Genomic DNA, 21,997 nt, shown 5'->3' on the forward strand with positions numbered 1-21,997 from the left:
GACTCCTCAGCTGGCCGGTTATTCCCGGTTGGCCAACTTTTTAGCTGAGCGACTGGCCGGTAATCGCTGAGGTGAGGACCGTGGCGAGCCCGCCGCCCATCACCGCGGCAGCGAGGCCGACGCTGGCCGCTTTCCAGGACCCGCTAGCCCACCGCAGCCCGACCGCGACCAGCATGCTGAGCACGAGCGACAGCCCGAACTGCGGCGCCGCCTTCGCGATCGTGTCCAACGCGTGCGTCTGCTGGCCGCTGAGCAACAGCATGTAGAGGACGAAGAGCACGACCGGGACGCCGTACCAGCCAACGGTGTAACCCACCGCCTTGAGCGGACCGCCGGTGTCCTCCTCGATCTCATCGTCCGGCTCGAGCAGATCGTTCTGCCGCGCCGAAGCCGACGTGAGCGTACTCACAGGCCGCCGCTCGTACGACCCGGTCGGCGACGTCATGACCGCACCCCGAGGCGGCCACTCCGTATCCGGCGGATCCTGCCAGCTGGCCCCCGTCCGCTGGATCACCTCGGTAGCACCCGCGGACGCCGAGTTCGCAGCCGGCACCTTCACCGACCCAGCAGCCCCGCCCTGCGACGGCGCCCGGAACGGCACAAAATTACTGGTACTGAACCGCCGCGACTCCCCATCAGCAAGATCACCGTCAGCCGCCAGTTCCCGACGCCAATCCGCCTGCCCACCGGCACCCGGGGCGCGACCGCTCTGAGCCCGCTCCTCTTGCAGCCAGTTCGCCGTCCCGCTGGGGTCGGGGGCGCGGCCGTTCTGCGCGCGCTCCTCTTGCAGCCAGCCGGCCGTCTCGCTGGGGTCGGGGGCGCGGCCGTTCTGCGCGCGCTCTTCTTGCAGCCAGGGTGCGGGGGCGCCTAGTTCGGGGCCACTCTGCTTACGGCCGTTCTGTGCGCGTTCTTCGTCGAGCCAGGACGCAGGACCGGCCTGTTCGGGGGCACCTTGCGCCCGGCCGTTCTGGGCGCGTTCTTCCAGCAGCCACGAGGCCGTGTTGCCATCCTGCCGCGGACCGTTCTGCGCGCGCTCCTCCTGCAGCCACGCAGCGGGACGGACCTCGGTGACAGCATCGGAAGGCCGCGGCCCGCCCGTCTCGGCACGCAGTTGACTGAGCCAGTCCTCGGACTGGGCATCCGCCTGCACGGACGCCCGCCCCGCACCGGGCTTGGCCTGATCCCCGCCCATCTCACGACGCCAGTCCTGCGCCGCCCCACGATCCTGCAGCGACCCTTCGTCCTGCTGCCGTCCCACGGGCGCGGCCGAAACAGGCCGATCCACCGCACCGGGCACAGGCGCCGCCGACACAGGCCGGTCGAAACCACCGGGCGCCGCCGAGACGGGCCGGTCGTAATCGCCGGGCGCGGCCGAGACAGGACGGTCGTCGTAGCTGCCGGGTGCTGCGGAAACGGGTGCATCGGCGGGGCCGCTGCGCGAGGTGCCCGGGCTGCTTAAAGCTCGGCCGGAACCGTCCGGAGCACCGTCGCGTTGCCGGCCCGGTCCTGCTTCGAGCTCGCGCGCGCGTCCCTGCAGAGGCCGCGTCGGCCCTTCGCCATCGCGTCGGTAGGCATCCTGGGAAATCGGTGCCTCGGGAGCCGAACCAAGCTGCAGCGGGGCATCGGCAGCCCGGCGCCGCCCACCCGTACGCCGGCCGCCTTCCGGTCCTTCGTCCGTGCCTTCGCTCGCCGGCGGGCCACCGGGCGGGCTGTCAGGGGCACGGCGGCGTCGCCGAGGGCGGGGTTCGTCGCCTCGGTCGTCCTCGTCGTCTTCGTCGTCGTCAGCTTCGGCCCGGTGCCACTGACCGGTGTCGCTGTCGCGGAGCCATACCTCGGTCTCGGGATCGCGATCCCAGGACGCGGTTTCGAGCTCCCGCTGCCAACTTGTGTCCGGCTCGCGCCTGCGGGCGTACTCTCGCTGGCTGTCCTTGCGGCCCGGCATCCCGACGCCGCGCTGCGCATCGAGACCACGACGAGGCTCGCGCTGGCTTTCCGGGCCACGCGGTCGCGCGGGCCGGCGTTCGGGGGTACGCCCCTGGCCGTCGCGCTGCCAGGAACCGGTGTCCCCGGGACCTGGCACCTGGTCAGGTCGGCCGTCGCGCTGCCAGGAACCGGTGTCGCCGGGCGCGGGCCGCCCGTCACGCCGCAGCGATCCCGTGTCCCCGGGACCTGGCGCCTGGTCAGGCCGTCCGCTGTCCGCGGGCCGCGTCCGTCCGTCCCGCTGCCAGGACCCGGTGTCACCAGGCGCGGGCCGCCCATCACGCCGCAACGAACCGGTGTCACCAGGCGCGGGTCGTCCGTCACGCCGCAACGAACCGGTGTCGCTAGGCTCGGGACGTCCGTCACGCTGCCAGGAACCGGTGTCGCCGGGCGCCGGCCGTTCTTCGCGTTGCCAGGAGCCGGTGTCGCCGGGCGCGGGTCGTTCTTCGCGTTGCCATGAACCCGTGTCGCCGGGCGCGGGCCGTCCTTCGCGTTGCCAGGAACCGGTCTCGCCGGGCGCCGGGCGTCCCTCGCGCTGCCAAGAGCCCGTCTCACCAGGTGCAGGCCGGCCTTCGCGCTGCCAGGACCCGGTGTCCCCCGGCTCAGGTCGTCCGTTGCGCTGCCAGGAGCCGGTGTCGGACCGTCCGTCCTGCTGCCGGGAGTCGCCGTCGCGAGGACGGGGGCCGCCGGGGGCGGGTGGTTCGTCGCGTTGCCAGGAGCCGGATGCGGAGGGGGACGCGGATTCGATCTCCCGGCGCTGCCACGAACCCGAGGGTGAGCCGGACTCGATCTCGTACGGCCGGTCGGACCTGCCGCGCCGGCCGGTTTCGCCTCGCCCGTCGTTCGTGCCGGACTCGCGCTGCCAGGAACCGGTGTCCGTGCGGCTCTGCCGGTTGCCGGGCCTGCCGTCCTGCGGGAGCGAGATGATCCCCGTCTCGGTGGCGCTGTGTGCCCAGGGGTCGACTGCCGGTGCCGGTTCGGGGTCGCGCCGCCACGAACCGCTGTCGTTCCAGCCGTCGCGTGGCTCGGGACCGCGTGCCTGGTCGCCGCTGCGCCAGCTTCCGGTGGGCGGTTCCGACGACTGCCAGTTGTCAGTACGCCGGGGAGCGCCCCGAGATTCGTCCCCGCTACGCCAGCTGTCGGTGGTCGTGCTCGTTCGCCAGCTGTCGCTGGACGGTGGCAGGGGGGAGGGCGGCTGGGTGGCGTCGCGGCGCCAGCTGCCCGTGTCGGACATCGGGTCCTGGAACGCCGGCATGCTGCCCGTGTCGGTGTGACCGGCCCAGTTGTCGGCGTCGGAGCGCGTGGTCCAGCCCGTACCCCCGCCTGTCCGGGATCCTGGTTCCGGGGCCCGGCGGCGACCCACCTGGGGTGACCCGGCGGCCGATTCCCGGCGCCACTGCGCGCGGTCGTCCTCCCGGACGAGGTGCCGGCCGTCCTCGGACCAGCTTGACCGGGGCGGCTCGGAGGTCGGTTGCCAGCTCGAGCGGGTGTCCCACGACGGCCGGTCCGAGCGGGTGTCCCACGACGGCATCGACGACGACGGCGATGCGGCCGACGGCATCGACGAGGAAGGCATGGAGGGCATCGAGGACGACGGCGACGCGGGCGGGGTCGAATACTGCTGCCACGAGGGCCGGTCGTCGGGTCGCTGCCAGCTCGGTGCCGCGTCGGCGGGGCGCGGCGGGGCCGACTGCTGCCAGCTCGGCGTGGGGTCCGACGGCGGTTGCTGCCAGCTGGGGGTCGGGTCGAGGGGTCGCTGCTGCCAGCTGGGCACGCTGTCGGCGGCACCCTGCTGCCAGCTGGGTGCGGCATCCGCGGGTCGCTGCCAGCTCGGCGGCGCGTCCGGGGGTCGCTGCTGTTGCCAGCTGGGGGTCGGGTCGGCGGCCTGCGGCCAACTCGAGGTGGGGCTGGGGGGTGATTGCCAGCTGGGGGTCGGGTCGACCGGGCGTTGCTGCCAGCTCGGCGTGGAGTCGCCGACCTGGCCCGGCAGTCGGTCGTTGGGCTGTTGCCAGCTCGGGGTTGCCTCGGCGGCCTGCGGCCAGCTCGAGGTGGGGCTCGGCGGTGACTGCCAGCTGGGGGTCGGGTCGACCGGTCGCTGCTGCCAGCTGGGGGTGCTGTCCGCGGCGGCCTGTCGCCAGCTCGGCGCGGCGTCGGCGGGCCGCTGCTGCCAGCTCGGGGTGTCAGCGGCCTGTTGCCAGCTCGGGATGTTCTGCTCGGCCGCGGAGTCGGGGGTGGGCCACGCGGTGCCTGAGATGGCCGGTAGGCGCGTGGGCGGCTCGCCAGGGGTCACACCCGGGGGCGGGACCGCTTCGTCCTCTGCGCCGCTCTGCCAGGCCTCAGTAGTGGTACGCCAGCCGTGCGAACCGGTGGACGATCGCCACTCGGTCGTCTGGCGCCACCGCGCTGACTCGGTGGTCGCGCGCCACTCGGCGGTGGACGTCCGCCAGCCGACGCCGTCTGCCGGAACCGGTGGACGGCCCGTTGCCGCGACGTCCGACCAGCGGCTGACCGTGCCGGAGCTGGAGCGCTCGACGGCCTGGTCCTCGTTCTGAGCCCACGCCTCCGCGCGAAGCGACCAGGCGATCGCCTCGGGGATCGGCTGCATGCTGCCTGTATCGGTCACCGAGCCGTTGCCCCAGATCGGCGCCCCTGGCTCGACATTCTTGGACGAATCAGGACTTTCCGGGCTGTCCGAGGGTGGCCAAGAGTCAGCGGCGCTCCTCTCGCGCGGCAGGCGGGCGCCGTAGTCCCACTCCCGTTGGTCCACCTGAAAAGCGTGACGTGCGTTGCCCGGTTCTGCAACGCCCTGGCGCGATCGCTTCGTCACCGGCAGCACCTTTTTGTTTTCTCCACATGCTGGGGACGACGAATATGCAGCTCACGGCGGTGCAGACCACCACGGCCCACGGAGTTTTACACAGGCTGTGCACAGGGCCGCGCACAGGCACAGCGACGTTGTCCACAGGTTGTCCCGAGCGCCGTCCACCGCAGCGTTTGGGTCGATGACGTGCGGGTTCGTATGGTTACCGGCGCTGGATCGCGCCCACCGGCCGGTCCGCACGGGTCAAACCGGCCCATGTGCCTGATCCGCCGGGAAGGCGGCAATTCGTGTCCTGGATCACTCGGTCGGGCGCGCCCTCACCCGAAAGTGTCGTACCAGAGGTGTTTGATCTACTCGGGTCACTGGCGTTCGCGTCAGGTTCCACCCGGACGGGATGTTCATCCGGCCCGGCGTTCACAGGAAGGGGAGGTCGGAGTGTCCATCACCGATGACGCACGACCGGAGGCCCGTCCGCAGTCCTCGGGGCGCCCCTCCGGCCCCCCGCCGTCCAGCGAAGGCGCCTTCGACAAGACCCCGCCCCAGGACATCGCCGCCGAGCAGAGCGTCCTGGGCGGCATGCTGCTCTCCAAGGACGCCATCGCCGACGTCGTCGAGATGCTCAAGGTCGCGGACTTCTACCGGCCGGTGCACGCGACGATCTTCGACATCATTCTCGGACTGTACGGTCGCGGCGAACCCGCCGACGGCGTCACCGTGGCGGCCGCGCTGGCCGACTCCGGCGATCTGCAGCGCATCGGCGGGGTGCCGTACCTGCACACCCTGATGGAAAGCGTCCCGACAGCCGCCAACGCCTCGTACTACGCCCGCATCGTCGCGGACCGCGCGATCCTGCGCCGCGTGGTTGAGGCCGGCACCAGGATCGTGCAGCTGGGCTACGGCTCCGGCGGTCACGAGGGCCGCGACGTCGACGACATCGTCGACCTGGCCCAGCAGGCCATCTACGACGTGACCGAGAAGCGCGTCAACGAGGACTTCGCGGCCCTCGGCGACATGCTGCAACCCACCCTCGACGAAATCGAGGCGATCGGTGCCGCCGGCGGTGGCATGGCCGGCGTCCCCACCGGCTTCGCCGACCTGGACCGCCTGCTCAACGGTCTGCACGCGGGCCAGCTGATCATCGTCGCCGGCCGCCCCGGCCTCGGCAAGTCAACGGTCAGCATGGACTTCGCCCGCAACGCCGCCATCCGCAGCAACTGCGCCGCGGCCATCTTCTCCCTCGAAATGAGCAAGATCGAGATGGTGATGCGCCTCCTCTCCGCGGAGGCCCGCGTCCCGCTGCACTCCCTGCGCTCAGGCCAGCTCTCCGACGACGACTGGACCAAACTCGCCCGCCGGATGGGCGAGATCAGCGAAGCCCCGATCTTCGTCGACGACACCCCCAACATGAACCTCATGGAGATCCGAGCCAAGGCCCGCCGCCTCAAGCAGCGCCACAACCTCAAACTCCTGGTGATCGACTACCTCCAGCTGATGAGCTCCCCGAAGAAAACGGAAAGCCGCCAGCAGGAGGTCTCCGAGCTCTCCCGAGGCCTCAAGCTCCTCGCCAAAGAGATCGAATGCCCGGTCATCGCCGTCAGCCAGCTGAACCGAGGCCCGGAACAGCGGACCGACAAACGCCCCCAACTCTCCGACCTCCGAGAATCCGGCTCCATCGAACAGGACGCCGACGTAGTCCTCCTCCTCCACCGGGACGACTACTACGACAAGGAATCCCCCCGAGCCGGCGAAGCCGACTTCATCGTCGCCAAACACCGAAACGGCCCCACCGACACAGTCACCGTGGCCGCCCAACTCCACCTCTCCCGCTTCGTGGACATGGCCATCGTCTAACCCCCACCCCCACGAGGCGGCCCATAGTCCCAACCCATCCGTTTTCCCTCCTCGCACATCGCTTGGAGGGTCTCCTCGCTGGGTAGCTCCGTCTCCAACACGTCGTGGGCGATTCGTCCGGCCGTTGTGCGGTCGAGCGACTGCGTTCTCTCCCGGTACTGGTCGTCGAAGAGGAACCGGACGGCCAGGGCCGGGGCGTAGATCCACGCTTTACGTGGGACGCTCCACAGGATCGCCTCAAGCGGGCCGGTCACCTGTACGCGGTGGACCACGATGCTCGTTATCAGGCCCGACTCGTCCGACTTCAGGATCGTGCGGTAGCTGAATGCCGGCTCGGTCATCAGTGCGATCCGATCTGTGTGGGCCAAAGACGTCCCCCGGAATCAGGCCGTACCTGTCGAGGATGTCCTGGAAGGTAGCGCCCTCCACCGACAGCATGCGCAAGTATTCGTTCCAAGCCGCATCCTCCTCGGCGATCCACGTTACGAAGGTCGAGTCGACCTGCTTCGTGACAGGGAGATCGAGCAGATCACCCGGCTGATGCTGGGAAAGCGCGAGATTCTTGTTGATCGCCAGCATCTGCACGAAAGCATCAACGCGCACCGCGAACGGTGCCTGATGCAGTCGGAGGATCTCGTACAGCTGATGAGTCTGCTTTGAGGCCCGCCACGACAGCGCGGTAGGAAACTGCACCTCGAACCGGAATCCGGCGGGGTCGGTGACTGTGGCGTTCAACCCGTTGTGCCGTCCACCGGGGGTCCAGAATCCCACGACCTTGCCGACACGGAACCCGCGTTGTCGAAGAGTCTCGAAGATGGACAGAACCGATCTTGAGTATCCACTCTCCGGTGTCTGCACCGAAAACCGAACCCGGTCCTTCACCGTTTCCAGAAAGCCCTGAACGTCCAGACCCTCGGTCTCTGTGAGCTCGGCAAACGTACGGCTGAGCGACTCCACAGTCTTGGCCGAGTGCTCCAGCCCGACAAGTGCGAGCGGCCCGGCATCGGATCGCACGGAGTTTATGGAATCCAGAATGTTCTGAAGCTCCCCGGTGAGCCGTGCAGCAACCACTTGAGAAAGCTCTACCGACGCGACTATGGCGACCTTGTCCTCCCCGCCGAGCGCATCGAGGTACTGACCTTCGACCTCAGTCGGATCAAAATCGTCCGCCGTTACGTCGGCAATGGACGAGGACTCCAGATCTTGATCATCGCTTTGAGGAGCGCCTGGCTCGGGAGGCCGGGGTGAAGGGGCCGAGGTCGGTGGTGGTGCTGGGGGTGGTGGCGGGCCTGGGTGGGTGTGGGTTTGGGGGCGGGGGTGCCACCAGCCGTCTTCTCGGTTTTTGAAGGGGAGGGGGGTGCCTTGGCCGTTGACGACCAGGGCGTCCAGGGCTATGAGGTTGTCGGGGTGGGGTTCGCCGCGGTGGCCGTAGAGGGCCATTCCTGGTGGGGCTATGCGGCCTGATTGGGGGTCGACGTAGAGGATTTCGCCGTGGTGGTTGACGGCGGCCCAGGCGTGGGCGGAGCCGCCTTCCCAGGCGTTGACGAGGAAGGCGAAGGAGCCGTGGCCGCCTGCGATGAGCTGGGAGGATACGTCGGTGAGGGCTCGGGCGACGCGTTGGCGGGCGAGGGTGGGGGTGTCTGCCGGGTTTGGTTTGCACAGGGATTGGAGGCGGCCGCCTGTTGCTTGTTCTACGCGTTCGGGGCCGGTTGTTTCGCCGTAGAGGGGGCGTTGGGGGTCGCCGTCGCGGTAGGCGTCGAATGTGCGGGGGGCTGAGACCCGGGGGCGGCCGTGGATGTAGGTGTCGAAGAAGGAGAGGACGCAATCTTGGCAGTTGATTCCGCGGGTCGGGTCGGCTGCGGGGCCGCCGTCGTTCATGAGTTGGAAGTACGGCGAGCGGGGATCCACCAGGCGCATCGGGTTGCCGTAATAGTCGCGGGGTACGGCGTTCTCGACGTCTAGTTGGTGCTGGGCGAGCGGGGTGCGGAGACCGCCGAACTCGCCGTATCTGCGGGAGCCCTCAATTGCGGGCGGGTGGCCGTCGCCGGTCAACATCGAACGGTTTCCGAGGGAGACCGCGCCGGGTGCGAGGTTGCCGGTGTCGCGGTTGGTGCGGTGCCAATCCCGCGGACCGACCGTTGTCAGATCGCCGGTGCCGATGTCGAATGCCGGGTCGCGTGCCACCCGGGCTTCGGTTTCGGCCCGGTCGGCGGCAAAATTGGCGGTGGCGGCGTTCGTGTCGAAGAACTGGGCCAGGCCCGGATCGAACTTCAGGAATCTCGCCACCCGGGCGGAACGGCGCGCGTTCCGGGCCTGCCGGCGGGCGTTTTTTGCCTTCTCCTCCAGCCGTTCGACGGTGTCCTGCCGTCGCATTTGCCCGTATGCCGCACGCCGTTCCCGCGCGAACCGGAAATAACGATCCACATCGGAGGTCGCTCCAGGCGGTGCCGCCGCCGGCCCAGACCCAGACCCAGATCTCGTCGGTACGCCCACAGCGCTATCCCCGCCCCCCAGCGGACTCGACCACGGGCTTTCGCCGCGCTGACGCCCGGCACCCGGCGAATAGGGGACGAACCCGGGAGCGAGAGGCGTAGACGTCTGTCCGAGGGGGCTCGTAGCGGGCGATGCCGACAAAGGATCCGAGAGTGGCGGCGCATAGGCGGCACCCGTCTGTCCGGCGAAGTTTCCGGAGTCGAAGCCCGCGGGCGCGAGCGAAGGCGGCGAGACAGAAGCCGCCGCCAAGCCGGTGGAGTCGCTGCCCAAGCCGGTGGAGTCGCTGCCCAAGCTGGTGGAGTCGCTGCCCAAGCCGGTAGGGCCGCTGGCCAAGCCGGTATGGCCGTTGCCCAAGCTGGTGGCGCTGCTGGCCAAGCCGGTAGGGCCGCCGGCTGAGCTGGTGGAGTCACTGGGCAAGCCGGAATCAGCCGGCTGATGGGAGGGTTCGGCGCTCGGAGGGGTGGAGATGGAGTCCAGGTTGGGCGGGCTTGTCATCGCCCCGGTATGAGCAACGTCCGAACCCGAATGCGGGGAACCAGGGTCCAGTCCCAGGTCAGGGTGGGCTGAGCCTGGATCCGGCTGAGAAGAAACCAGGTCCGGACGAGCACCACCCAAATCTGAGTGAGCGGAACCCAGGTCTGAGGGGGCGGAGCCGAGCCCGGGTTGAGCTGAATCCAGGTCTGAGGGGGCGAGGCTGGAGAGGTCGATGGGGGGTGTGGAGGTGGGGGCCGCGAGGGTCGCGAAGGCCGGGGTGGGTTCCGGGGTGGCGGGGTCGGTGCCTGGGGAGAGGGCCGGGGGGCCCGAGTCGGTGGGTGGCGACAGGGCTGACATTTTGGCGAGGAGGGAGTTCGTGGCGGTGGAGGTGGTGGATTCGAAGGAGGAGGTGGTGGCGCCGGAGGTGGCGGATTTGGCTACTCCTTCTAGGTTTGGCAGGTTGCCGGTCATGGCTGCGCCGCCGAATTCGCCGAGGACCTCGGCGCCGGCTCCGCGGAGTACTCCGCCGCCGTGGGAGCCCTTTCCGGTGTGTGCGCCGGCTGCGGCGAAGCCGCCTCCGAAGCCGCCCGCGGCGGACATTCCGAGGTCGGTGAGGTTCACTCCGGATGCTCGGCCGGTGGCGTTCTGGTAGCCCTGGACGGCGCCGTTGGTGGCGAGTTCCTCGCGGGTTTCCTCGAGGCCTTCGTGGAGGGCTTCTTTGCCGAGATGTTTGCGGCCTTCGCGGGTGGTGAGCTGTTTGGCCGCTCGTGTGCCCGCTTCCTTGACGGTCTGCTTGATGGCTTTGCGGCCGAGCTGTTCGACGAGGCGTTTGAAGATCTGCTCGATGGCGATCCTGGTGGCGGCGATCAGGCCGCCCGCTGCGGGTGAGGCAGCACCGAGGGTCATGGCGACCGCGACGGCCATGCCGATCAGTTCGATCAGGAACATGCCGATCTCGATCCAGGCCTCGAGTTTGGCGCCCTCGAGGTCGCGGCCGCAGCCTTCGACGAGTTTTCCCATTTCGTCGGCCATGTCGAGGAGGGCGGCGAGGGGGGAGTCGGCCTGGTTCCAGGCGTCCTTGAAGGCGTCGGCGGTGACTCCTTGGCCGCCGTATCCGTTGAGGACCCGGCCGGCCGCGTCGGAGGCGTCGTCGCGGGGGACCAGCATCTGGCCGGCGATGGTGTACCAGTGGTCGGCGACGTCCCAGGTGGTGCTTTCGTTGCCGGCCGGCCAGTCGAAGCCGACGACCCATTCCAGCGCTTCGTAGGCCCAGCCCGGGACGTCGAACGGGCAGAAGTCGAGCGGATTGGGGATGGGGCTGGGCAGGATCGTCATCGCCGGTTCCGGTACGTGTGCTCCACGCGTACCGATGCGTGAAGATCTGTTTCTGTGACCTCTCGCACCGCCTGGATGACCGCGTCGCCGAGCCCTGCCACGTGGCTGCCCAATGCGGCCCAGGCCTGCAGGAACTGGTCTTCGGCGGGGCGGTAGTTGCGTTCGAAGGCGCGGCCCATGTCGTCGTTGCCCCAGGGGTGGGCGCCGCTCATCGCCGCCAGTTCCGCACCGGGGCCCGAACGCAGTTCGCTGAGGTGTTCACCGGCTGATGCGAGGTCGCGCCCGGCGCCACCGGCGAGGGTGGGGTCGAGCCAGAGCTCACTCATGGGTGGGGTCGAAGGTGGGTCCGGGGGCTTCCCGCATGATCGCGTCCTGGCGGCGCAGCAGCGAGCCGAAGTCGTTGTCGCTGAGGAAGCGCATCGGGCCGGATTCTGAGGGGATCAGACCCGCCATCAGGCGTTGGACCTCGATCGCGGCCTTGGTGGCGGCCGCCGCGGTGACCGCGATGATCTCGTCGGCGAGCTCGTCGGGTTCCAGCTCGCGATAGACGCCCGGGTCGAGTTTCAGGTCTATGAGCTGGCCACGCGGCCCGACGGTGGCCTCGACGAAGCCGTCGTCGGAGCGGACGGTTGCCCGCAGCGAACTCAGGTTGCGCTGCAATTCGTCCATTCCGGACCTAAGCCGCTGGTACTGGCCGTGTACCTCGTTGAAGCGTGCACGCAATGCCTGGTTAGCGTCACGATCTGCTGTCTCCGCCACGGTCGCCCCCCTCACGAACGTCCATCGACGTCAATGACAGTAACGGGCGACGCAACCCTATGTGTTCAGGTAACTTCAGCGCGTGCACACTTTTGGCACATTGAGGGGGCGGAATGATCACACGGGATGAGGCCGAGGAGATCGCCGCCGGCTGGGCGCGCAGCGAAACCGAGCGCCGGGGGTACGAGTGCACGCCGATGGTCACCGAGTTCGACCTGGGGTTCGTGGTGTGGACGCGTCAGCCGCCCGCGGTGCTGCCGATCCCGGGAGACGGTGCCCGCACGGTCATCGATCGCGAAACCGGTGCCCTGTCCACGTTTCCCGGGGTGCCGCCCAGCGTGGTTGCCGAGCTCTATCGCGAGCGGTGGCCGGAAGTCGCAGCTCAGCGGCGTACGGTGGCTCCCGAAGTGGAATTGCGGCGCAACGCGCGTCGCCGGCCGGTGCCGACGACGGCCGCGCACATCACTGTGGACGGACGCCTCTACCTGGCCCGCGGCGCCAAGGGTGACCAGGAGATCAACCACCATCCGCTGGTCGCGCGGCAGCTTCGAGATCTGGAACCCGCTTCGACGGTACGCGGACTCGATCGTCACGCCGAGCTGATCGTGCTCTCCGATGTGCTGCACGAGGCTGACCGGCGCCGCGAAACCCCGATGACCCGCGACGAGGTCCGTGCCTGGTTGCGCACGGCGGACTTCGAAGCATATTTCGTACGCGAAAAAGGTGACCCGCTCGCCGGAACCGAAGCCCGTCCGTGCGAATCCTGCATCGCGATTCTCGTCGACTTCGCGCTGCTCCCCTGGTCCCACCTGGCGTTCATCGAACCGTTCCGGCCGTACTCGGAGAACGTAGCCCAGCCCGGCCGCTTCCCCGACCCGGTCGCCGGGGCGCTGGCCGACGCGGGCTGGCGACCGATGCAGCGAACCGTCGCCGAGGTCCTGGCCGACGGCATGATCGACGATGTCGTGCTGGTGCCGGGGAATCGGTATCGGCATCGGGTGTTTCCCGCTGCCCGGGCCGCGGTGATGGACTTTCCGGGGATCTTCTGCGGGCTGCGGGGTCCCGGGATTCGCCGGCAGATCAGGTGGCTGAACCTCGAACCTTCGGCCGCGGCGTACACGGCGGATGTGCTCGGAGAATTTGGCACCGTGATCGGGACGCGGCTGTTTCCGCTCGGCGTGGAGGCCAAGGGTGACGCGATCCTCGCGATCGACGAGCACGGGCGGGTTTTCGCGCTGGATCAGGGCGGCGAGTGGTATCTCGGCAAGGATCTCGACGAGGCCCTGACCGGGCTGCTGACCGGCGACGGGCCGGCGGAGCGGGTCCGCGACGACGGCAGCTGGTAGGCCGCACGCGCCCCCGCCACGTGCGCGCGTCACGCCGGGCGGGGGCACGCGTCATGCCAGGCGGGGGCGCGGCGGGTTGCCGCGCTCCCGATTCGGCGTCGGTGAGGCTCAGTCGAAGAGCTCGCCGAGGAAGCTCTTCTTGCGGCGGTAGTGGCCGTGATGCCCCTGCTGCCGGTAGTGGCCGTGATATCCGTGCTGGGCGTACTGCGGGCCGTGACCGTAGGCCGGCGCCGGGGCAGCCGGGTAAGCGGGCTGGCCGTAGGCGGGGGCCGGTGCCGCGTAACCACCGTGGACCGGCGGGGCGGGCGGAGGCGGCGGGTAGCCACCCGGGGCGCCCGGGGCCTGGGCCGGGCGTGGCGGGGTGCCGGCCTGCGGTTGGCGGCTGTTCCAGTTGGCCTCGGCGTCGAAGAGTTTCTCCAGCTCGCCGCGGTCGAGGAAGATGCCGCGGCACTCCGTGCACTGGTCGATCGTCACGCCGCTGCGCTCGTAGACCCGCATCTCGCCATGACACTTGGGACAGGTCATCTGCATCTTTAAACGGTACAAGGCCGTGTCACTGCGTGGTGGCGTTGTCCCTGTGGGTCTGCTGAATGTCAGCCTGTATGCGCCAGCTATCCGGCGGACAGCCGAGCTGGTTGCCGCTCCCGCCGGCCGAGTGCGGGGGCCCAGACGAGGAACGCGAGCGGGTACAGCAGGTAACCGAATCTGGTGGTCGGCATGAGGAGAGTTGCGGCGAGGAGCCCGTACCCGCAGAAGAGGGCGGCTGTTGCGGCCGTGCGTGGCGGATGCCGGATGAGTCGCACCGCGATCGCCAGACCTGCCGCAACCAACAGTCCGATCGCGACAAAACGGCCCCCGGGCAGTGCCTGCGCGATGAGATAACCGGGGAAAGGTGACTGCGCGGGGCTTGTCACCACCCCGTGACCGAGCGGGAAACGCAGGACATTCTCGACGAAGGCGTCCGCGTGGACGAGCAGGGCTGGGAGCAGCGTCAAGATCGGCAGGCCGAGGGCGCCCGGTAGAAAGCGGCGGACGTCCTTGCGCGTGATCGCCAGAACCAGGAGCACGGCGAGCACCGGAAACGCGAACAACTTCAGCGAGGCCGCCGCCCCCACCGCCACGCCCGCCGCGACGAACCGGCCCCGGCCCGCGAACGCCAGCGCGAGCAGCGACAGGGCGAGCACGGGGAGGTCGTCGCCGCCGGTCGCGAGGGTCAGGGCGCAGAGCGGGAGGACGGTGGCGAACTGCAATGCGCGTACGGTCGAGGAGGTCAGCAGGTGTAGCGCCGTGACCAGCGCGCCTGCGGTGACCAGGGCAAACCAGATCCGGGCGTCGGTGAACCAGAAGTCGCCGAGGGCAGCGCGCGGCAGGCCGAAAACGGCCATTCCGGGCTGGTACGGCGCGTAGCCCAGTAGTTGGTCGCCTGACGGCAGCGCGGAAATCGCGTCGCGGGTGAGGTACGGCGTGCCGGTGTGCGCCAGGCGTTCGCCCATGTGCTCAACGACCAGCACTTCCTCTTGGGCGCGATCGGTACGGCCGTTTGCGCGTTGAACCGCCTCCACCACCAGGGGAAGCAGGGCAGTGGCAGCCCACGCTAGCCAGGTCAGGCTTAGGCGTTGGGCGGGGCGGCGGAGGATCAGCTGGGTCGCGGTGATCAGGAAGGCCGCCAGGTAGCCCCAGGTCGCGATTGTTCCCCAGGCTCGGTGCGGCAGCAGGGTTGAGGTGAGTGCTGTTACCAGCGCGAATACGGCGGAAAGGCCGTATAGGGCGGCGTCCATGGCGAGTCCGCCGGCCGCCTGATCTATCCGCTCCGGCAACCTCACGCTGGCCAGTCTGGCAGAGGCGATCATTCGCTGGCTGGTCGACTGGTTAGGTTGTGTGCAATTTAATTGTGCACAACTTAATTGGGCACAACCTAAACGTGGATCAGCTTCGACCTGGGCCGGGCGGGTGAAAGGCCAGGTGACGGTCAGGCCGGACGGGCGGTCAGGCCGGGTGGCGCTCAGGCCGGGTGGCGCTCAGGCCGGGTGGCGCTCAGGCCGGACGGGGCGGTCAAGCTGGACTGACGCTCAGGCTGGACAGGATGGTCAGGCCGGGAGCGGTGGTCAGGCTGGGAGGTGGGGGATTTGGGAGCGTGAGTTGCGGCGGCGCGGCATGCGGACGACCGATCCGGCCTTGTGGAGCGGCTCGGCCAGGATGCCGGGGGTGCCTGCGGACCCTCGCTGCAGTGTGGCAAGCAGCCGGTCAGCTCGCATCGGGCGAGCGAACAAATGCCCCTGCCCGGCAACGCAGCCCAGCTCCCAGAGCGCCAGCCGCTGAGGCTCGCTCTCCACCCCCTCAGCAACCACGCTGAGCTGTAGACTTCGGGCCAGATCGACAGTCGACCGGATGACCGCCGCAGCCTCCGAGGAAGTCTCGACCGCGGTGACGAACTCGCGGTCGATCTTCAGCTGGTGCACCGGGATGCGGGAGAGCACCGACAGCGACGAAACCCCCGTGCCGAAGTCGTCGAGGGCGAGGCGGACACCTGCGTCGCGCAGTTCGCTCAGCGCTCGGTCGACCACGTCGAGCTGGCTCAGCGTCAGGGTTTCGGCCAGCTCGAGGACGAGCCGGTCGGGTGGCACCGAGTGGGCGGCGAGGCGGTCGAGGACTGTGGCGGGGAAGGTGGGGTCTAGGAGGCTGCGGGGGGAGACGTTGACGGCGACGGGGAGGTTGAAGCCGGCGTCTCGCCAGACGGAGAGGGCGGTGAGGGATTCTTCGAGGACGGCGTCGGCGAAGGCGGGGAGTTGGCCTGAGCGTTCGACGGTTTGCAGGAACTGCATCGGGGTCAGGTTGCCGTGTTCCGGGTGGTGCCAGCGGGCGAGGGCTTCTGCGGAGGTCACCTCGCCGGAGGCCAGGTCGACGATGGGCTGGAAGTCGACGAAGAATTCGTGTTCGGCGACCGCGCGGGTGAGTTCGCCGCCGAGCATGAGGCGGCCGACGTCTGCGGTGTCGTGGGCGTGTGCGTACGTGGCTGTGCTCTGGCCGCCGCGTTTTGCCTGGTACATGGCGACGTCTGCGCGGCGCATGAGCTCCTGGACGCCGCCGCTGCCGGGGGCGAGGGCGATGCCGCCGGCCGCTTCGACGGTGAGTTGCATGCCGTCGACGACGATCGGGGGTTCGAGGCAGGTGAGCATCGCGGCGGCGCGGTGGCTGGCCACGGCCGGGGTGGGCAGGTGGGCGAGGAGGACCGCGAACTCGTCACCGCCGAGCCGGGCGACCAGGTCGCCGGGTTGCGCGGCGTGCTCGAGACGGCGGGCGACCTCGCGGAGGACGTCGTCGCCGGCGGCGTGGCCGAGGGTGTCGTTGACCTCTTTGAAGTGGTTGAGGTCGATGAGCAGCATGGCGAGCATGCCGTCGGAGCTGCGGCCGGCGAAGCTGCGGGCGGCCTGTTCGAGCAGCTCACGGCGGTTGGCGAGGCCGGTGAGCGGGTCGTGGGCAGCCTCGTACGCGTTTTCGGCGCTGACCCGCTTGAGCTCGGCGTACGCCCGCGCGTTGCCGATGGCCGTGGACAGTGAGGAGGCCAGCGTCTGCAGCTTGTACTGCTCGGATTCGTTGAGCTTGACCGGTTTGCGGAAGCGGAGTCGCAGGACACCGATGGCGCCGCTGGTCGGGCCGTCGAGCGCAGCCTCGATGGTCGAACCCTCCCGCTCGGGGGCCTCGCTGCGCGGTCCTTCGTAGCCGAGCCGATCGGCCGAGCCGCGCACGAGACGCGGTGGGTCCACATCGTCCAGCTCGATCTCGGCCTCGTCGGCGGAGAACAGCCCGGGGGTGCGGGTCACCGCGGAGTGCAGCACCGAGGCCAGGTCGGTCACGTTGAGCTGGTCGGCGGTCCCCGCGAGTCGCTGCCAGGCCTCCTGGTCGGCGCGCTGACGGATCTTGTTCTTCGTCGCGAGCTGCAGGGCCAGCACCGTGGGGATCATGGTCACGATGAGCAGCGTGCTCCGCTCGATCGTGAGGACGGCGACCAGCGCCAGCACGATGTTGAACCCGCGGGCGGCGAGCACCAGGTCGAGGTTGCGCAGCATGGTGCGCCGCCATGACGTGCGCGTTGCCAGCGAGAAGATCGTGTTGCCGAGGAATTCATCGACGATGCCGTAGGCGAGCGCGGCCGCGAGGAGACCGAGCACAAGATTCGGGTACGACTGGAAGTCGCCGATGTGCCCCATGTCGGGCCGGATGCCGACCAGGTAGGCGGTCGTACCGGCGGCGGTGGCAGCGACGACGTCCTTGGCGACGTTCCAGGTGACCTTCATCGGGTCCCGGATGGAGATCTTCGCCGTCAGGATGCCCAGCATCGTGCAGATGATCACCCACTGGGGCGGGATGGTGGCCACCGCGACCAGCAGCGCACCGGAGGTCGCCGAGTAGGCGCGCTTCTCCGAGCGGATGCGGATGAGGATGATCGGGCTGCCCGCGACCGCGATGATGACGGTCAGCGCGGCGAGGTAGAACAGGCTGCCGAGCGGCACCGGTGGCGCCTCGAGCGCCGCCTGGAGCAGGCAGCATGACCCCGCGAACGCGACGAGGCCGACACACAACCGGAGTCGTTTGTCGGCCTTCGCGTCGTTCACCGCGGGTGCTCCATGACCCCATGGTCCCCCGTTGCCCATACGGGCTGTCAATCCCTTGTCGCCGCTCTGTAGCCGGCGAGGGCTGTCTGATTCAGTGCCAGTCGTTGTCACGCATTTGCGCCTCCATCACATGAACGGCATGCAAAGCCTTTTTTAAGGGCGTTGCGGAGCGAGTCCTTTGAGGAGCGCCGGCCGCGTTCCCTGCCAAGAGGTTAGGAAAGGAATGCGTAGTCAGCAAGAATGATTTGTCGCTCGTTTCACGAAATGCGAGTCTCGCCCGCTTTGTACCGAATCCGTGACCGTTTAACAACGCTCCGCAGTGTTCGGAGACCGTGTATTTGCCGTACCCCTCCAGTGGTTCGCGCACGCGTACTGGACGGGCGCCATGACCTGGAGTGCAATGTACGTCCGATGCCGTGGGGGCACCTCATGAAAAAAGCGTGTGGTGGACCAATTCACCGCGTGGAACGGATTGCAATCCGAAATGGCTACGGAAAGTGCAATGGTGCTGACAATGTGCTATTGCCTGGCGCGCCGAATTCCAAGACCAACTTGCCGGTGGATACGCTGGTGAACGTGACAGACGCAGCGAAAATGACTCATGTCGACGCCCAGGGCGCGGCACACATGGTCGACGTATCCGCCAAAAACGTGACTGCCCGCCGTGCTGTCGCCGCCGGCCGGCTCGTCACCACCGCCGAGGTGGTGGCGCTCCTGCGCGGTGCGGGGGTGCCGAAGGGCGATGCGCTGGCGGTCGCCCGGCTCGCCGGCATCATGGGCGCGAAGCGGACACCCGAGATCGTTCCGTTGTGTCACCCGATCGGGCTGCACGGGGTCACAGTGGACCTGACTGTCACAGACACCGGCGTCGACATCCTCGTGACGACCAAGACCGCGGACCGCACCGGCGTCGAGATGGAGGCCCTGACGGCGGTCGCGACCGCGGGTCTCGCCCTGATCGACATGGTCAAGGCCGTAGACCCGGCCGCGAGCATCGAGGCCGTCCGCGTCCTGAGCAAAGAGGGCGGCAAAACCGGCGATTGGGTACGCCCGGAGCACCGCCAGTGATCCGCGCCCGGGTCATCGTCGCCTCCAACCGTGCCGCCGCGGGCGTCTACGCGGACACCAGCGGCCCCCTGCTCGTCGCGGGCCTGCGTGACCTCGGCTGCGAAGTCGACGCCGACCCGGTCGTGGTGCCGGACGGCGAGCCGGTGGCCGAGGCGCTGCGCGCGGCGATCGCGGACGGCGTGGACGTCGTGCTGACCAGCGGCGGCACCGGTGTGACGCCGACGGATCGCACCCCTGAGGCGACCCGGCCCCTGCTCGACTTCGAGGTTCCGGGCATCGCCGAGGCGGTCCGCGCGTACAGCAGGGACAAGGTGCCGGCAGCGGTCCTCTCCCGTGGCCTCGCCGGGGTGGCCGGTCGCACGCTGATCGTCAACCTGCCCGGCTCGACCGGGGGTGCCCGCGACGGGCTCGCGGTTCTGGCACCGGTCCTTGCTCACACCGTGGAGCAGATCGGTGGCGGCGACCATAGGCTGCAGGGGTGAAGGCAGAGAGCATGCCCGTCGACTGGGACAAAGCCCGCGCCCTGGCCTACGAGGCGGGTCGCGCCGCGGCGGCCCCGGCCGAGCGGGTGCCGCTGAGCGTCGCGGACGGCCGCACCCTCGCCGAGCCGCTGGTCGCGCTCAGCGAGCTGCCGGCCTTCCCCACGTCGAGCATCGACGGGTGGGCCGTCCGGGGCCCCGAGCCGTGGCGCCCGATCGGCCGCGTCCTGGCCGGTGACACCCCGGCGCCGCTCACGGAGCCCGGCACCTGCGTGGAGATCGCCACCGGTGCCATGGTCCCGGCCGGTGCCGAGGCGGTCGTCCGCATCGAGGAGTCGGCGCGCGACGCCGAGGGCCGGGTCACCGGCAGACCCCGGCCGGAGCCCGAGTGGCGCATGCCCGGCGACGAGGCGCGCAAGGGCGAGCAACTGCTCCCCGCAGGCACCCCGATTGACCCCGCGGTCCTCGGCATGGCCGCCACCTGCGGTTACGACACCATTCCCGTGCGGCCCCTGCCGAGCGCCGCCCTGCTCGTCTTCGGTGACGAGCTGCTCACGAGCGGGCCGCCCGGAGAGGGCCGGGTGCGTGACTCGCTGAGCCCGCTCGTGCCGGCCTGGTTGCGCCGTTCGGGAGCCGCCGTCGACCCGTCCGCGGTGCAGGGCCCGGTGCAGGACACGCTCGAGGCCCATGTCGACGCGATCAGGGCCGGTCTGGCGGTCGCCGACCTGGTCTGCACGACCGGCGGGACGATGCACGGCCCCGTCGACCACCTCCATCCGGCGCTGAGCCGGCTCGGTGCTGAATACGTGGTCAACACCGTCGCCGTGCGCCCCGGCTTTCCGATGCTGCTCGCCCGGGTGCCGGGCCCCGACGGCCGCCCGCGCTTCCTCGCCGGGCTTCCGGGCAACCCGCAGTCAGCGGTCATCGCTTTGGTCTCGCTGGTCGCGCCGCTGCTCGCCGGGCTGCAGGGCCGTGAGTTCCCGGCGCTGCCCCAGGTGGAGGTGACCGCACCCGTGCCGGGCCGCGGCAGTTTCACCCATCTCTCGCTCGCCGCGCTGGACGCGCGTGGCCGGGCGGTTCCGGTGAGCCACGTCGGTTCATCGATGCTGCGCGGGCTCGCCAACGCCCACGGCTTCGTCGTGGTCCGCCCCGACACAAAAGCCGCGGCCGGGGACGTCGTGCCGTTCCTGCCGCTCCCGCTCTACCCCGGAGAACGCCCATGACCGACTCGATCCGCATCGCCGAGGTCGGCGACGTCCCGCTGGACCTCGCCGCGCATGAGAAGGCGGTGGCCGACCCCCGCGCGGGTGCGGTCGTCTCCTTCCAGGGTGTTGTCCGCGACCACGATCACGGCCGCGGCGTGACGCTGCTCGAATACGAGGGCCACCCCACGGCCGGCGCGGTGCTGCGCGAGGTCGCCGAGGAGATCGCCAAAGACCCCGATGTGTACGCCGTGGCGGTCTCGCATCGCGTCGGCACCCTGCAGATCGGGGACGTCGCCATCGTCGCGGCGGTCAGCACGGCACATCGGGCGGCGGCCTTCGCGGCGTGCGCCCGGCTGGTCGACGAGGCGAAGGCGCGACTGCCGATCTGGAAACGCCAGGTCTTCACCGACGGCACCGACGAGTGGGTCAACTGCCCGTGAGGTCGCGCCACGGCATGGCGTTGACCAGCAGGATCAGCGCCAGTGCGAACGAGTTGGCGGCGAACGGCCCGCTCAGGCTCCACATCGGAGCCAGGACGAAGAGTAGATACAGCAGGACGGCCGCGACCGTATAGCGGGCGCGCTGTGATCGCCGACATCCTGCGGCGACGTCTCCAAGAACCAGCATGGCCGGCAGCACCCAGATCAACTCCTGCGTGCCGCTGACCGGCCCGGCGATCGCGGCGGTGAGACCGACCAGCGCGAACGCCGCGACCTCGTTCCCGTCGGCGTGCGCGGCGCGGGCGCGGACCATGCCCACCGCGGTCAGCAACACCGCGAACGACATCCACAGCAGGACCGGAGTGCTGGACGCGTCGTAGAGTCGCGCGAGGACTCCGGCGAGTGACTGGTTGGTGGTCGCGTCGATCGGACCCGCCCGGTCGATGCGCCACAGCACCTCGACGAACCACGCGCGCGTCTCGTCCGGCGCTATGAGCAGGGATATCAACGCGGCGGCGCCAAAGGTCCCGGTGGCCGTCAGCGCGGCCCGCCGCTGCCTGCTGATCAGCAGGTACACGATGAAGAACGCCGCACTACCCGTCAACGCCGTCGCCAGCCCGATCCCGAGCCCCCGCAGCGCGGAACAGCGCCGGAGCGCGACGATGTCGGCGGTGATCAACCCGAAGACGAGCAGGTCAAGGGTGCCGAGGCCGAGCGTCGCGCGGACCGGTTCGAGGGTCAGCGCGAGCGCACCCGCGGCGAGCACCACCGGCCAGGTACGCCGCCCGTAGCGCTCGGCGATCGGCCCGATCGCCACGATCAGGGCGAGGCCCAGCGCGGCGACCCCGGCGAGCGCCACGAGCCACCCCGCGACCGCGACCGGCAGGAACGCGGCCGGCGTCATGACCAGCGCGGCGGGCGGCGACATCGCGGTGCCCAGATGCGAGACCGGCGACCGGTACGCGTACAGCCCGGCGCCGTGCACCCAGCTGGCGATCGCCTCACGGTCGAGGGCGAGCGTGCTGAACGCGTACCTCTGGGCGATCGTGGTGATCGCGGCCAGGATCCCGACGCAGGCGAGGGTGACCACGACGGAGCGGGAAGTCGTCGGTGTCCGCATTGCGGGCATTCCC

Annotated in this window: 14 protein-coding genes; 6 read left to right on the forward strand and 8 right to left on the reverse strand. The window is 69.7% G+C overall.

Annotated features, from left to right (window positions below; translation table 11 throughout):
• Nucleotides 1-40: 40 nt before the first annotated feature.
• Nucleotides 41-4,585 (reverse strand): hypothetical protein, encoded by a 4,545-nt coding sequence (locus tag Ahu01nite_RS16005; RefSeq protein WP_203837316.1) that lies wholly within the window; start codon nt 4,583-4,585, stop codon nt 41-43.
• A 651-nt stretch (nt 4,586-5,236) separates the two neighbouring features.
• On the opposite strand from Ahu01nite_RS16005, the gene dnaB reads away from it, so the two are divergent.
• Nucleotides 5,237-6,652 carry a replicative DNA helicase gene (gene dnaB / locus Ahu01nite_RS16010; protein WP_203837317.1) on the forward strand — a complete coding sequence of 472 codons (1,416 nt, stop codon included), beginning with the start codon at nt 5,237-5,239 and terminating at the stop codon, nt 6,650-6,652.
• 237 nt (nt 6,653-6,889) lie between these two features.
• Here dnaB and Ahu01nite_RS51365 read toward each other — a convergent pair whose 3' ends face one another.
• From Ahu01nite_RS51365 to Ahu01nite_RS16025, 3 genes are read right to left on the reverse strand one after another with little or no spacing between them, the layout of a single operon-like run.
• Nucleotides 6,890-10,954: a toxin glutamine deamidase domain-containing protein gene (locus Ahu01nite_RS51365; RefSeq protein WP_498370795.1), complete on the reverse strand. Its 4,065-nt coding sequence runs from the start codon at nt 10,952-10,954 to the stop codon at nt 6,890-6,892.
• Complete coding sequence (locus Ahu01nite_RS16020; protein WP_203837319.1) at nt 10,951-11,280, reverse strand: hypothetical protein; 330 nt, start codon at nt 11,278-11,280, stop codon at nt 10,951-10,953. The genes Ahu01nite_RS51365 and Ahu01nite_RS16020 overlap by 4 nt, the downstream gene beginning before the upstream one ends.
• The gene (locus Ahu01nite_RS16025) at nt 11,273-11,728 is read right to left on the reverse strand and encodes a YbaB/EbfC family nucleoid-associated protein (RefSeq protein ID WP_307794526.1); all 456 of its coding nucleotides are present in this window, start codon (nt 11,726-11,728) and stop codon (nt 11,273-11,275) included. The genes Ahu01nite_RS16020 and Ahu01nite_RS16025 overlap by 8 nt, the downstream gene beginning before the upstream one ends.
• A 98-nt stretch (nt 11,729-11,826) precedes the next feature.
• On the opposite strand from Ahu01nite_RS16025, the gene Ahu01nite_RS16030 reads away from it, so the two are divergent.
• Nucleotides 11,827-13,059 (forward strand): SUKH-3 domain-containing protein, encoded by a 1,233-nt coding sequence (locus Ahu01nite_RS16030; protein WP_203837321.1) that lies wholly within the window; start codon nt 11,827-11,829, stop codon nt 13,057-13,059.
• A 108-nt stretch (nt 13,060-13,167) separates the two neighbouring features.
• Here the strand turns inward: Ahu01nite_RS16030 and Ahu01nite_RS16035 are convergent, their stop codons facing one another.
• The 3 genes from Ahu01nite_RS16035 to Ahu01nite_RS16045 all read right to left on the reverse strand — a co-directional run bounded on the left by Ahu01nite_RS16035 (nt 13,168) and on the right by Ahu01nite_RS16045 (nt 17,672).
• Entirely contained in the window at nt 13,168-13,590 is a 423-nt protein-coding gene (locus Ahu01nite_RS16035) for a TFIIB-type zinc ribbon-containing protein (RefSeq protein WP_203837322.1), read from the reverse strand.
• An 80-nt stretch (nt 13,591-13,670) separates the two neighbouring features.
• Nucleotides 13,671-14,909, reverse strand: coding sequence for a glycosyltransferase 87 family protein (locus Ahu01nite_RS16040; protein ID WP_203837323.1), 1,239 nt, complete (start codon nt 14,907-14,909; stop codon nt 13,671-13,673).
• A 255-nt stretch (nt 14,910-15,164) separates the two neighbouring features.
• Complete coding sequence (locus tag Ahu01nite_RS16045) at nt 15,165-17,672, reverse strand: putative bifunctional diguanylate cyclase/phosphodiesterase (RefSeq protein WP_239158882.1); 2,508 nt, start codon at nt 17,670-17,672, stop codon at nt 15,165-15,167.
• Nucleotides 17,673-18,266: 594 nt separating this feature from the next.
• Here Ahu01nite_RS16045 and moaC point away from each other — a divergent pair.
• From moaC to Ahu01nite_RS16065, 4 genes are read left to right on the forward strand one after another with little or no spacing between them, the layout of a single operon-like run.
• The gene (moaC, locus tag Ahu01nite_RS16050; protein WP_438874789.1) at nt 18,267-18,740 is read left to right on the forward strand and encodes a cyclic pyranopterin monophosphate synthase MoaC; all 474 of its coding nucleotides are present in this window, start codon (nt 18,267-18,269) and stop codon (nt 18,738-18,740) included.
• Nucleotides 18,737-19,222 (forward strand): MogA/MoaB family molybdenum cofactor biosynthesis protein, encoded by a 486-nt coding sequence (locus Ahu01nite_RS16055; protein WP_203837326.1) that lies wholly within the window; start codon nt 18,737-18,739, stop codon nt 19,220-19,222. Before moaC ends, Ahu01nite_RS16055 begins: the two co-directional genes overlap by 4 nt.
• An 11-nt stretch (nt 19,223-19,233) precedes the next feature.
• Nucleotides 19,234-20,442, forward strand: a complete 1,209-nt coding sequence (locus Ahu01nite_RS16060; protein ID WP_203837352.1) for a molybdopterin molybdotransferase MoeA — start codon at nt 19,234-19,236, stop codon at nt 20,440-20,442.
• Nucleotides 20,439-20,864, forward strand: coding sequence for a molybdenum cofactor biosynthesis protein MoaE (locus tag Ahu01nite_RS16065; protein WP_203837327.1), 426 nt, complete (start codon nt 20,439-20,441; stop codon nt 20,862-20,864). The genes Ahu01nite_RS16060 and Ahu01nite_RS16065 overlap by 4 nt, the downstream gene beginning before the upstream one ends.
• Here Ahu01nite_RS16065 and Ahu01nite_RS16070 read toward each other — a convergent pair.
• The gene (locus tag Ahu01nite_RS16070; protein ID WP_203837328.1) at nt 20,851-21,984 is read right to left on the reverse strand and encodes a glycosyltransferase 87 family protein; all 1,134 of its coding nucleotides are present in this window, start codon (nt 21,982-21,984) and stop codon (nt 20,851-20,853) included. The genes Ahu01nite_RS16065 and Ahu01nite_RS16070 overlap by 14 nt on opposite strands.
• Nucleotides 21,985-21,997 lie beyond the last annotated feature (13 nt).

This window comes from Winogradskya humida (assembly GCF_016862215.1).
GTDB lineage: Bacteria > Actinomycetota > Actinomycetes > Mycobacteriales > Micromonosporaceae > Actinoplanes > Actinoplanes humidus.